This window comes from Nonomuraea sp. NPDC003727, assembly GCF_053586935.1.
The window spans coordinates 215144-226074 of sequence record NZ_JBSFNE010000001.1 but is presented as its reverse complement, the minus strand read 5'-3'; the positions used below and the strand labels follow the sequence as shown (position 1 = coordinate 226074).

At 71.0% G+C, this 10931-nt stretch carries 15 protein-coding genes; 9 read left to right on the top strand and 6 right to left on the bottom strand.

Annotation, left to right across the window (positions count from 1 at the left end):
- The first annotated feature begins 42 nt into the window (after window positions 1-42).
- Window positions 43-657 (top strand): TetR/AcrR family transcriptional regulator C-terminal domain-containing protein, encoded by a 615-nt coding sequence (locus ACWDLG_RS01205; RefSeq protein ID WP_449914639.1) that lies wholly within the window; start codon window positions 43-45, stop codon window positions 655-657.
- 9 nt (window positions 658-666) lie between these two features.
- Window positions 667-1242 (top strand): TetR/AcrR family transcriptional regulator, encoded by a 576-nt coding sequence (locus ACWDLG_RS01200; protein WP_449914636.1) that lies wholly within the window; start codon window positions 667-669, stop codon window positions 1240-1242.
- Between the two features lie 107 nt (window positions 1243-1349).
- On the opposite strand, the gene ACWDLG_RS01195 is transcribed toward ACWDLG_RS01200, so the two are convergent.
- The 3 genes from ACWDLG_RS01195 to ACWDLG_RS01185 all read right to left on the bottom strand — a co-directional run bounded on the left by ACWDLG_RS01195 (window position 1350) and on the right by ACWDLG_RS01185 (window position 3108).
- On the bottom strand, window positions 1350-1985 hold the full coding sequence (locus tag ACWDLG_RS01195; RefSeq protein ID WP_354919745.1) for a maleylpyruvate isomerase N-terminal domain-containing protein: 636 nt from the start codon (window positions 1983-1985) through the stop codon (window positions 1350-1352).
- A 182-nt stretch (window positions 1986-2167) separates the two neighbouring features.
- On the bottom strand, window positions 2168-2482 hold the full coding sequence (locus tag ACWDLG_RS01190) for a DMT family transporter (RefSeq protein WP_449914633.1): 315 nt from the start codon (window positions 2480-2482) through the stop codon (window positions 2168-2170).
- On the bottom strand, window positions 2479-3108 hold the full coding sequence (locus tag ACWDLG_RS01185) for an FMN-dependent NADH-azoreductase (protein WP_449914632.1): 630 nt from the start codon (window positions 3106-3108) through the stop codon (window positions 2479-2481). Before ACWDLG_RS01185 ends, ACWDLG_RS01190 begins: the two co-directional genes overlap by 4 nt.
- Before the next feature lie 70 nt (window positions 3109-3178).
- Here ACWDLG_RS01185 and ACWDLG_RS01180 point away from each other — a divergent pair, with 70 nt between their 5' ends.
- Entirely contained in the window at window positions 3179-3721 is a 543-nt protein-coding gene (locus ACWDLG_RS01180) for a TetR/AcrR family transcriptional regulator (RefSeq protein ID WP_449914630.1), read from the top strand.
- A 136-nt stretch (window positions 3722-3857) separates the two neighbouring features.
- Here the strand turns inward: ACWDLG_RS01180 and ACWDLG_RS01175 are convergent, their stop codons facing one another.
- A complete protein-coding gene (locus ACWDLG_RS01175) occupies window positions 3858-4796 on the bottom strand; it encodes a ribose-phosphate diphosphokinase (RefSeq protein ID WP_354919757.1) in 939 nt (312 codons plus the stop codon).
- Window positions 4797-4811: 15 nt separating this feature from the next.
- Window positions 4812-5282, bottom strand: coding sequence for an N-acetyltransferase family protein (locus tag ACWDLG_RS01170; RefSeq protein ID WP_449914628.1), 471 nt, complete (start codon window positions 5280-5282; stop codon window positions 4812-4814).
- Window positions 5283-5321: 39 nt separating this feature from the next.
- On the opposite strand from ACWDLG_RS01170, the gene ACWDLG_RS01165 reads away from it, so the two are divergent.
- The 4 genes from ACWDLG_RS01165 to ACWDLG_RS01150 are packed head-to-tail and all read left to right on the top strand — an operon-like array spanning window position 5322 to window position 7106.
- Window positions 5322-5519 carry a hypothetical protein gene (locus tag ACWDLG_RS01165; RefSeq protein ID WP_449914626.1) on the top strand — a complete coding sequence of 66 codons (198 nt, stop codon included), beginning with the start codon at window positions 5322-5324 and terminating at the stop codon, window positions 5517-5519.
- A gap of 54 nt (window positions 5520-5573) precedes the next feature.
- Window positions 5574-6173, top strand: a complete 600-nt coding sequence (locus ACWDLG_RS01160; protein WP_449914623.1) for a sulfite oxidase-like oxidoreductase — start codon at window positions 5574-5576, stop codon at window positions 6171-6173.
- A gap of 8 nt (window positions 6174-6181) precedes the next feature.
- On the top strand, window positions 6182-6850 hold the full coding sequence (locus ACWDLG_RS01155) for a ferredoxin reductase (RefSeq protein ID WP_449914620.1): 669 nt from the start codon (window positions 6182-6184) through the stop codon (window positions 6848-6850).
- Window position 6851: 1 nt separating this feature from the next.
- The gene (locus ACWDLG_RS01150) at window positions 6852-7106 is read left to right on the top strand and encodes a DUF6510 family protein (RefSeq protein ID WP_354919771.1); all 255 of its coding nucleotides are present in this window, start codon (window positions 6852-6854) and stop codon (window positions 7104-7106) included.
- On the opposite strand, the gene ACWDLG_RS01145 is transcribed toward ACWDLG_RS01150, so the two are convergent.
- On the bottom strand, window positions 7049-7570 hold the full coding sequence (locus ACWDLG_RS01145) for an N-acetyltransferase family protein (protein WP_449914617.1): 522 nt from the start codon (window positions 7568-7570) through the stop codon (window positions 7049-7051). The genes ACWDLG_RS01150 and ACWDLG_RS01145 overlap by 58 nt on opposite strands.
- Window positions 7571-7831: 261 nt before the next feature.
- Here ACWDLG_RS01145 and ACWDLG_RS01140 point away from each other — a divergent pair, with 261 nt between their 5' ends.
- Entirely contained in the window at window positions 7832-8314 is a 483-nt protein-coding gene (locus tag ACWDLG_RS01140) for a hypothetical protein (RefSeq protein ID WP_354919776.1), read from the top strand.
- Window positions 8311-10929 carry a M48 family metalloprotease gene (locus ACWDLG_RS01135; protein ID WP_449914615.1) on the top strand — a complete coding sequence of 873 codons (2619 nt, stop codon included), beginning with the start codon at window positions 8311-8313 and terminating at the stop codon, window positions 10927-10929. The genes ACWDLG_RS01140 and ACWDLG_RS01135 overlap by 4 nt, the downstream gene beginning before the upstream one ends.
- Window positions 10930-10931 lie beyond the last annotated feature (2 nt).

Genomic DNA, 10931 nt, shown 5'->3' with positions numbered 1-10931 from the left:
GGCGTTAGTTTGTTGGTGGGACGGTACTCGAAGGGATGCGAAATGGGAAGACCGAGGCGGCCGATCCTCAGCAGGGACGGCATCGTCGCCGAGGCGCTGGCGCTCGTGGACGAGGAAGGCTCCGAGGCGCTGACCGTCACGCGGCTGGCCCGGCGGCTGGGCGTGCAGGCGGCTTCGCTCTACAACCACGTGGCCGGCAGGGAGGAGATCGTCGAGGGCATCCGCGACCTCGTCGTGGCCGAGATGGACGTCTCCGCCCTGGACGGCCAGCCCTGGCAGGAGGCGCTGTCCGTCTGGGCGAAGTCCTATCTGGCCGCCTTCGCCCGCCACCCCAACACCGCCAAGCTGCTGTCCACGACCACGATCAGGTCGGCGCGGACGCTGGAGATGTACGAGAAGGCGGTCACCCTCCTCGAGCGCGCGGGCTGGCCGAGCGACCAGGTGGTGGCGGTGTTCACCGCGATCGAGTCGTTCGCGATCGGCTCGGCGCTTGACCTGGCCGCTCCGAATGTCATGATCGATCCGTCGGAGCAGCCGGTGCCCCTGCTGTCGGTGGCACTGAAGGACGCCCATCCCGGCCGGGCCATGGCGGCGTTCGAGCTGGGACTCGAGGCGATCATCCATGGTTTGGATGAACGTCTAAGACGATTGTGCTAAATTCGCCGAATGGGAAAGAATCGCGAGGACCTGCTGGCCGGGGCGAAGCGCTGTCTGATCGAGAAGGGCTACACCCGCACCACCGCACGCGACATCGCCAACGCGGCCGGGGTGAGCCTGGCCGCGATCGGCTACCACTTCGGGTCGAAGGAGGCGCTGCTCAACGAGGCGCTGTTCGAGTCGATGAAGGAGTGGGGCGACTCGCTGGAGGCCGCCCTGACCGGCGAGACCGACCCCGACGCCACCCCGATGCAACGCTTCGAGACGGCGTGGCGGCGCGTCATCGACTCCTTCGAGGAGCTCAGGCCGCTGTGGGTCACCCAGTTCGAGATCGTCGGACAGATCGACCACCTGCCCGACATGCGCCAACACCTCTCGGCCGGACTGCACGCCGCGAGGCTCGGGCTGGCCGAGGTCTTCAGCCGGATCGACCCGGCGGTCGAGCCTGAACGGGCGCGCGTGCTCGGCTCCTTCTACCAGGCGATGCTGTCGGGACTGCTGATGCAGTGGCTGGTCGACCCGGACACGGCCCCCAGCGCCCGTGACGTGGCCGAGGCGATGAGCCTGATCAACAACGGCTCCTGACCGGCGAGAGTCCGGGGTCTTCCTGGCTTCCGCTTCGGCCGGCGATGCCTCGTGATCCTGGGCCGGCGGTTGATGAGCGGCGGGCCCTGACCGGCGGCGGCTCGTGGTCAGAAGGCGCTTATCGTGGCCGGTGCCCGCTCGGCCCTGCTCAGCGCGCGGATCACGGCCGTCGGGCCGTGCCGGTGTACGGCCAGCCGTGCCAGCAGGTCGACCACCGGATCGATGACGTCCTCGGGCAGTTCGGGGGTCGGGACGCCGACGCTCGCCGCCAGGTCGTCGGAGTGGACGACGATCTCCATGAGCCTGGTGAGCAGGAAGTCGTCGAGCGTCAGGGACCACTGCGCCCACGGCAGCCCGAGTGTCCGGTCTCCTGACTCGTCACGCAGGGCCGCCGAGAGCTGGTCGAGGCTCGCCTGGGCACGCGCGACCAGCGCGTCGGGCCCCTCGGCTGCCGCGTCCTCGCCGCCGCGCCTGATGCTGACGTTGGACTCGTGCCCGAGGCCGGCCGTGACCCACGCGGAGCGGGCGTAGTGCTCCTTGAGGGGGATGACCGGATGGGCCACGTCAGCGCCGAGCGCCGCCTCGACCCTGAAGATCTGCTGGGCGAGATGGCCTGCCAGGCCGGCCACGCTGAACTCGGTGAGGGCGCTCGGCTTGCCCCAGGCCGCCGCGACCACCGGGTCTCGCAGCAACGCGACCGCCGAGGCCGCAGCCGTCAGATACAGCTCCCTGATATCAGCCACGTCGCGATCCTACTCAGGGGCCCCGACAAATCCCCGGAGGGGGTTTTCGCCGGGCCCGCCGGATTCGCGAGGTTGTGCCGGCCCCTGGTTTCGCGGGACGTGCTGAACCTTCCAGGCTGTCCGAGGGTGCGGGTCGAGCGGCTTCGCGCCGTGGACCTGCCACGGGGAGAACCAGGAAGAGGTCAGCTGGTGACGCGGGCGAGGACGATGCCGCCGACGATCAGGCCCAGGGCGGCCAGCCGTCCCACGCTCACCGGGTCGTCGTTCAGCACGATCCCCAGCGTGATCGCCCCCACCGCGCCGATGCCGGTGAACACCGCGTAAGCCGTGCCCACCGGAAGCGTGTCCATCGCCTTCGACAGCAGCCACACCGCCGCCGCCATCAGCACCAGGGAGATCACGGTCGGCACCGGACGGGTGAAGTTCTGGGTCGGCTTGATGCTCTGCGACCACGCGACCTCGACGAGCCCTGCCAGTGCCAGGATGGCCCAGTTCATCGGGCCGCCTCCTTCCGTGCCTTTTCCACCGACTCCTCGTGCGCGGCGCGCAGGGACGCGAGCCGGGGGTCGATCAGCGAGTTGACCAGTTCGGCGTTGATGAACCGCACGTCGGTGACCGCGAAGTGGCCCTCGAAGAAGTGCCGCAGGTAGCGCTCCTGGTGGTCGACGGGCTCGCGGGGCGTTCCGGGGCCGTACGCGCCGCCGCGTGCGGTGGTCACCACGAACGACCGTCCCTTGAGCGACATCTTCGGGAACGTGATCTGGTCCAGCCACGCCTTCAACGCCGACGGGATCGAGTAGTTGTACATCGGCGTGCCGATGAGGATCACGTCCGCCGCCACGACCTCGTCCAGCAGCGGTTCCAGGGTGTCCCATGCCCGCTGCTGCGCGGGCGTCCGGACGGCCTCGCGGTACCGCCCGATGTCGGTGATCTCGTTGGCGAGCACGTAGTCGCACAGCTCGGTCCAGGCCTCGTCGATGTGCGGGACGGGTGAGGCGGCCAGGTCCCGGTAGACGTAGCCGCCGTCGGGGTGGGCCGTACGCCAGGTGTCGGCGTAGATCTTCGACAGCTCGCGGGAGAAGGAGGCCCGTCTGGCGCTCGCGTCCAGGTGCAACAGGTTCATGATGAGCTCCTCAATAAGTGGACAGCGTGTCCGGTTGCGACCGTACCGCATAAGCGGACAGACTGTCCACATGGAACGAGCAGACGCCGCCCGCAACCGCGCGAGGATCCTGGAGGCAGCCGCCGGCCTGTTCAGGACCAAGGGCGCGGCGAACGTCACGATGGACGACATCGCGAAGGCCGCAGGAGTGGGAAGGGGCACGCTCTACCGGCGCTATCCGGACCGGGCGTCGATCGCGACGGCGCTGCTCGACGAACACGAGCGGGCCCTGCAGGAGAAGCTGATCCGCGGGGACCCCCCGCTCGGTCCCGGCGCTCCGGCCGCCGAACGGCTGGCGGCGTTCTACGCCGCGATGGTCGATCTGCTGGAGGAGCACGCGCCCCTGGTACTGGGCGCGGAGGTGGGACGCTCCCGGTTCGAGACCGGTGCCTACGGGTTCTGGCGCGTCCACGTGCGGTCACTGCTGGGCGACCTGCCGGAGGCGGACGCGCTGGTCGACGCGTTGCTCGCGCCGCTGGCCCCCGACGTCTACGCCTACCAGCGGGAGGTCAGGGGCCTCACTCCGGCGCGGATCGTCGCGGGGCTCACCAGGCTGGCCCGGACACTGGGCTGAGCCGGCAGGGGCGCACAGTCCACGGGCGCGCGATACGGCGTGACGGCGGGAGGCGAAGTCCTGCTGGAGTACGCGTGATGGACGGGCGGCCACCGGTGACCCCGGTGGCCTTGAGCCGGCTTGCCGTACCGGAAGATCACCCGAACAGGGCGGAGACGGATTCGCCCTCGTGGATGCGGCGCATCGCCTCCGCGAGGGCGGGGGCGATCGACAGCACGCGGAGCTTGCCCTCCGGCTTCACGTCCGGGACCGGCACGGTGTTGGTGCACACGATCTCCAGCACCTCCGGCTGGTCGCTGAGACGCTCGACGGCGCCCGCCGCGAACAGGCCGTGCGTGCAGGCGATCCTGACCGAGTTGACCTCGCGCTCGCGCAGCCGGTCGAGCAGCTCGACCACGGTGGTGCCGCGGGCGATCTCGTCGTCGAGGACGATGACGTCCTTGCCGCGCACGTCGCCGATCACCGAGCTGATCGACACCTTGTCGTCGCTGAAACGCTGCTTGGCGCCCATGGCCACCTCGACGCCCAGCAGCCGGGCGAAGGCGGCGGCCTCCTTGGCGTTGCCGAGGTCGGGGGAGACGACGACGGTGTTGGTCAGGTCGTACTGCTGGAAGTGCGCGGCCAGCTCGCGCAGCGCGTGGAGGTGGTCGACGGGCACGCTGAAGAAGCCGTGCACCTGCGGCGAGTGCAGGGTCATGGCGAGCACCCTGTCGGCGCCCGCCGTGACCATCAGGTCGGCGACCAGGCGGCCGCCGATGGAGATGCGGGGCGCGTCCTTCTTGTCGGAACGGGCGTAGGCGTAGTGCGGCATCACGACGGTGGTACGGGCCGCCGACGCGCCGCGGGCGGCGTCGAGCATGAGGAGCAGCTCGACGAGGTGCTCCTGCACGGGCGGCACGAGGGGCTGGATGATGAAGACGTCTCGCTCGCGGCAGTTGGCCTGGAGCTGCACCTCGAGACAGTCGTTGGCGAAGCGGTGGAGGCGGACGGGGTGCAGGGGGGCGCCGAGGTGGGCGCAGATCTCCGCGGCCAGCTCGGGGTGGGCGCTGCCGCTGAAAACAGTGATGTCTCGCACGTCAGGCCAGCTTACTCAGCTGCCGGCGGTCCTCCTCAGCGGCTCGTCGGTCAGCCGGTACACGGTCCACTCGTCCATGGGGATCGCCCCCATCGACTTGTAGAAGGCGATCGACGGCTCGTTCCAGTCGAGGACCGACCACTCCAGGCGGTGGTAGCCGCGCTCCACGCAGATCCTGGACAGCTCGGCCATCAGCGCCTTGCCGTGGCCGCCGCCTCTGGCCTCGGGCCGGACGTACAGGTCCTCCAGGTAGATGCCGTGGGTGCCGCGCCAGGTGGAGAAGTTCAGGAACCACAGCGCGTAGCCGACCAGCCGGCCGTCCTGTTCGGCCACGTGCGCGTGCAGCGCCGGGTCGGGCGCGAAGAGAGCGCTTTCGAGCTGCTCGGGGGTGACGCGCACTTCGTGGAGCGACTTCTCGTAGTCGGCCAGTTCGCGAATCATGTCGATGATGGCGGGGACGTCCTGAATGGTGGCTCTGCGTATCACGCGCGCAGCCTACCCGCAGCCGTGTTAGCGTCGCCGCTCGTGACGGAGCGCATCCATGTCGGCAACGCCGCCGCCGACGCCCTCGGTGACCGCGGCTGGCTGCTGGGGCACTTCAAACCCGAGGGCGAGGTACGGCACAGCGAGGACGTCGGGGTCGACCACTCCTGGGTGGCGGAGGAGGAGTCGGTGGTCATGACGGTCCGCTGGCCTTCGGTCGCCGGCTACGCCGTCACGTGAACCTCACACATTCATGCGATGTCGTTGACCGCCCATAGGGGTAGATATCGGGCTATGGGTATCATTTCGCGCGGCTTCCGCGGCCGGCCCCGGGACGACCACGGCCGGCTGCCGCCCGGCCAGTACCAGGTGCACGACTTTCCGGTGCTGTCCGCCGGTCCGACACCGCGGATCCCGCTCGACCAGTGGGAGTTCGCGATCGACACCGAGGCCGAGCGGACCCACCGGTGGACATGGCAGGAGCTGATGGCGCTGCCCCAGGAGAGGCCCACCGTCGACATCCACTGCGTCACCAAGTGGTCGAAGTTCGACACCGGCTGGCAGGGGGTCTCCCTCGACGTGCTGTTCGAGGACGTGGAGACGGTGGCGGAGTACGCGCTGATCTACTCCTACGGCGGCTACACCACCAACCTGCCGCTGGAGGACCTGCTCGACGGCAAGGCGTGGATCGTTCACCGCTTCGACGACGAGGACCTGGAGCCCCGGCACGGCGGCCCCGCCCGGCTGCTCGTCCCGCACCTGTACTTCTGGAAGTCGGCCAAGTGGGTGCGCGGCATCAGGCTCATGAACGAGGACTGGCCGGGCTTCTGGGAGACGGCCGGCTACCACAACTACGGCGACCCGTGGCGCGAGCAGCGCTACGAGGGCGACTAGGCGGTCACGTGCCGGCGATCAGATGGCGCCGCGCCCGGCTGGCCGCCGCGCGTGCCGAGACCCCGACGGCGCGCACGCTGGTCTTCGACGTGGCGGACTGGCCGGGCCACCTGCCGGGCCAGCACGTCGACATACGGCTGACGGCGCCCGACGGCTACACGGCCCAGCGCAGCTACTCGCTGGCCACCCCCGGCGGCGTCGAGCTCACCGTGGAGGGCCTGCCCGACGGCGAGGTCTCGCCGTACCTGGTGGAGGAGCTGGCCGTCGGCGACGAGATCGAGCTGCGCGGTCCCGTCGGCGGCTGGTTCGTGTGGCGTCCCGACAGCGCGCCCGTGCTGCTGGTCGCGGGCGGCTCCGGCATCGTGCCGCTGATGGCCATGATCAGAGCCCGCCGTACGGCAGGCAGCACGACGCCCTTCCAGCTGGTCTACTCCGTCCGCACCTCGGCCGACCGCTACTACGGCGCCGAGCTCGACCGGGCCGAGCCTGGCCTGACCGTCACCCACCTGTACACGCGGGTCGAGCCGCGCCGCAGGATCGGCAAGCAGGACCTGCCGGGGCCGGGCCCCGACGTGTTCGTGTGCGGACCGACCGGTTTCGTCGAGGCCGTCGCCGACCTGCTGCTCGACCTCGGCCACGATCCCGCCCGGGTCAGGACCGAGCGCTTTGGAGGCTGACATGCACCTCGACGGCAACGCCCTGGCAGGACCGCTGGGCGAGATCTTCGCCGTGGACGTCACCGCGGCCGTCGGCCGCTGCGCCGCCTGTGGCCTGCGCGGCCCGGTCGCCGCCCTGCGGGTCTACGACGCGGGGCCGGGCCTGGTCGCGCGCTGCCCCGGCTGCGAGGAGGTGGTGCTGCGCCTGGTCCGGGGGCCTCAGGAGGCGTGGCTCGACCTGCGGGGGACGGTGTCGCTGCGCATCCCGCTCCAGTAGTACTCGAGCACGTCCACCTCGAAGCCCTCGGGGAAGCGTTCCACGAACTCCCTGGCCCTGATGCCGCCGTGGCGTTCGTAGAAGGCGATGGCGGCGGTGTTCCGCTTGAGGACCTCCAGGTAGAGCTCGCGTGATCCGGCGTGGTCGCGCGCGTGGCGCAGCAGCACGCCGCCGATGCCGGAGCGCTTGAGCCCGGGCTCGACGTGGAGGTTGTCCAGCAGGACCCGCTCACCCTCGGGTATGAGGTAGGCGAACCCCGCCACGCCGTCGCCGCCGTCAGCGACCAGCAGGTGCCCGGTGTGGCCGCCGGCCAGCCGCTCGCGCCAGAGGACGGCCTGCCGGTCGGCGAGCGGGCCGTCGAGGTAGTCCTGGGGGAGGATCCCGGTGTAGGCGGTCCGCCAGCTCCTGGTGTGCAGCGCGGCGACAGCCTCGGTGTCGGCCGCCGTGCCCTGTCTGATGTTCACCAGAGAATTGTCCGGGCTCATCACCCATGCCCGGGACGCGCCGCCGGCGACCCCGCGCCACCGTCGCACGGGAGACGCCGCGCGGAGGCCCTCAGACGGGTAAGCCGGACATGGTTGATCATACCAGTCGAAATCAGAAAACACTTGTGGTCCTGACCCGCGCCGCAAATGATTCCAGCCGGAATTTCGCCATCTGTTTTCCCGCGAAAAAGGCCGCTACCATGCGGTGACTCCGGCCAACCAATTCGGTGAGGGGTGACCATGGCGGCAGAATCGGAAAGCGGATCCATTCGGCGCCTGGACGACGTGGCCCGTGCCATTGTCGCCGAAGTCGCGCCCAAAGAAGCGGAATATTATTCCGTCATCGCCGCGGCCACCCGGAGGAATCCGCGCACGGCTTTCCGGGGCGGCGGTGACGATCTTCTCGGGTTCTCGGCCGCCGACGCGGTGATGCTCGTGACCCCGATCGTGCTGACCGTCCTGACCGGCGCGGCCACCAACACGCTCACGCAGGCCGTCGAACGCACCGCCAAGCAGGTTTCCACGAAGGTCTGGAACAAGCTTTTCCCGCCCCGCCCGGCACCCATCGCCGCCCCCGCGACCGTCGTCCCGGTCTTCGAGCCCGCCCAGGCGAAGGAGACGGCGCAGGCGGTGGAGGACATCGCGCTCGCGCTGGGGGTGGACAAGACCGTCGCGCTGCGCCTGCGCCAGGCCACCTACGGGCACCTGTCGGGAGAGAGGTGACGGCGGCGCGCGAACCGGCGGCCGGTCCCCGGCTGAACCCGTTCGTGCTGCCCTCGTCGACGACGTCCCGTTTCCTCATCCTCATCGCCGCGACGTTCGCCGCGTCGCTCTACCTCAGCACCCTCCACGTCGAGCTCTGGTGGTCGGTCAGCGGGGCGCCGGAGCACGTACGGCAGGCGCCGTGCCTGTCGGCGCTGCGGTCGGGGGCCGCGTCGTCCGATGACCCGAGGCACCTCGTCGAGCAGTACGCCGGCTGCGCCAGGACCGTGATGGCGGGGGAGGGCCTCCTCAGGATCGTTCCGCTCCTGGCTCCCGCGCTGCTGGCGGTGCTGCTCTACGCCGTTCACCCGGTGTGGGCGCGCCGCCGCCGCCCGGTCCCGCTGGCCGAGGCCGGCACGGGAGCCGGCCACGAGGCGCTGACCCGCAGGTTGGCCATCGTCGCCGCGCAGGAGCTGCCCGGCAGGCGGGTCAGGTTCGTGGTCGACTCGGCGCGCGGCGGGATCACCGGGCGCACCTTCGGGTTACCGGGACGCCATGTGGTCGCGTTGAGCATGGGCCTGGTCATGGCCCACGCCGACCGGCCCGCTGTCGCGGAGGCGGTGCTGCGCCACGAGCTGGCCCACATCCGCAACCGTGACGTCGGCATCGCCCACTTCACCGTGGCGATCTGGTGGTCGTTCCTGCTGGCGACCTGCCTGCCCGCGCTCGTTCTCACGGCGCTCTGGCGGCCCCTGGGGCTGGTCTTCCTCGGAGTCGTGATTCCGGTCATCGCGCTGGTGCTCTGGCTGGCCCGTACGGCGGTGCTGCGCGCCCGCGAGCACCACGCCGACGTGCGGGCCGGTGACACGCCCGACCGGCGCGAGGGCATGGCCGCGGCCGTCGAGACGGTCGCCGACCCGCCCTTGCGGGGACCGTTCCGCTTCTTCACCAGCCATCCCCGTCCGGAGGACCGCCGTGACGTGCTCGACGAGCCGGGACGGCTGCTCCGCCTGAACCAGTGGGAGATGTTCGCCGCGGGCCTGCTGGCCGGGCTCGGCTTCGTCCCCGTCGTCGCCGCGGTCTTCTTCCTGGACTTCGAGGCCCCGCTCGAGGTCCGCTACCACCTGCCGGGGCTCGTGCTGGGGTTCCTGGTGGCGGGCATCGTGGTCGTCGCCGTCTGGCGGGCCACCGGCGAGCGGCTCGCGGGGCAGGGGCCGAAGACGCGGCTGTGGTGGGCGGCGGTGAGCTTCACGGCGGGTCTGATCGCCGGCCAGTTGCCGGTCACGATCCGAGCCGACGTCTGGATCTGGACCATCGTCCTGAACGACCCCCTGCTCGGGCTGGTCCACGTGCTGGTCGTCCTGCTGCTGTTCAGGGCCCTGCTGGGCTGGGCCAGGGCGTGCTGCTCGGCCTGGCTGGCGACCTCCCGCCGGCCGCGGTGGATCACCCTCGTCTCCGTGGTCGTCTCGGCGCTGGTGATCGGCCCCTGGCTGGGCATGTGGTTCCACGGCACATCGCTGATCGTGCAGGCCGGCGACTCCTGGCCGGTATTCGTCCTGGTGCTGGTGGCCATGGCCAGGCTCGTCCCGGAGCTGGCGGCCGTCACCCTCGCCTGCGCCTTCCTGGTCGGCGCGGGGATCGGCAGGCGATCGGCACCGAGGCGGGAGCAGTCGCTGCACCTCGACGGCGCGGCTCCCGTCCTGCTGCGCCGCCCGTACTCCCGCCTCGTCCGCGCGCTGCTCCCGACCGCCGTGGCCTGCGCGCTCATGGTGCCTGCCGGTTTCCTCCTGCACCCCATGCTCGCCGGGCGGCAGGCGCCGGAGCGGCTGGCCGTCGCGGCCTACGCGCTGGTCGGGACGGGCGCTGCCCTGCTCGCCCTGTCCGGCCTGGTCATCGGCGTCATGGTCGGCGGACGGTCACGGGTCTGGTGGGGGGTGGCCCACGCGGGACTGGCGTTGCCCGTGGCGTGCGCGCCCATGCTCCTGCTGCTGTACGGCCACACCGCGGTCGCGCGCTGCGGACCGCAGGGGGCCGGCCGGTGCTTCACGGGCGGCGCGCTCGACCCGCCGGCGTTCGGCAACTCCTACCTCCATCTGGTCACCTACACGCTCTACGCCGGCCTGGCGCTGGCGGCCGTGGGCGGCCTCCTGCGCAGGACGTCCGCCGGGGTTCCGCGGACGCGCGGGGCCGGCGCCCGCCGCATTCTGGTGGCGGTCGTGACGGTGCCGGCCATCCTGATCGCGGCGGCCACCGGCTACACCGTCCTGCGCAGCTGGCTGCCGACCGTGGGCATCGGGACACCGGCGCCGTTCGTCTGGCTGCCGCAGGTCGCTCAGGCGGCCCGCCGGCCGGTCAGGCCTGGCTCGGTCGCGTGGCTCGACGCGTGCCGTTACGCGCGCGGCCTGTTCGCGAGCCCCCAGGTGCGCGACGGGGTGAACGCCGACCAGCGCTACTACCTGCTGACCGCCCAGATGTTCACCCGCGTCGGCGCGTCGGACGACGCCGCGCTCCGCGCCTTCGCCGGGGCAGGCCTGGCCTGGATGGCCGAAGGGCGCGCGGACATGGCCGGCAGGACCGTCGGCAGGACCCTGCACTACTGCATCCTGGCCGGCCGCGAGCACAAGATCGAACTGTGAGC

Coding starts and splice junctions, on each gene's coding strand:
- ACWDLG_RS01205 (WP_449914639.1), top strand. CDS start 43: ATGGGAAGACCGAGGCGGCCGATCCTCAGCAGGGACGGCATCGTCGCC.
- ACWDLG_RS01200 (WP_449914636.1), top strand. CDS start 667: ATGGGAAAGAATCGCGAGGACCTGCTGGCCGGGGCGAAGCGCTGTCTG.
- ACWDLG_RS01190 (WP_449914633.1), bottom strand. CDS start 2,482: ATGAACTGGGCCATCCTGGCACTGGCAGGGCTCGTCGAGGTCGCGTGG.
- ACWDLG_RS01185 (WP_449914632.1), bottom strand. CDS start 3,108: ATGAACCTGTTGCACCTGGACGCGAGCGCCAGACGGGCCTCCTTCTCC.
- ACWDLG_RS01180 (WP_449914630.1), top strand. CDS start 3,179: ATGGAACGAGCAGACGCCGCCCGCAACCGCGCGAGGATCCTGGAGGCA.
- ACWDLG_RS01160 (WP_449914623.1), top strand. CDS start 5,574: ATGGGTATCATTTCGCGCGGCTTCCGCGGCCGGCCCCGGGACGACCAC.
- ACWDLG_RS01150 (WP_354919771.1), top strand. CDS start 6,852: ATGCACCTCGACGGCAACGCCCTGGCAGGACCGCTGGGCGAGATCTTC.
- ACWDLG_RS01140 (WP_354919776.1), top strand. CDS start 7,832: ATGGCGGCAGAATCGGAAAGCGGATCCATTCGGCGCCTGGACGACGTG.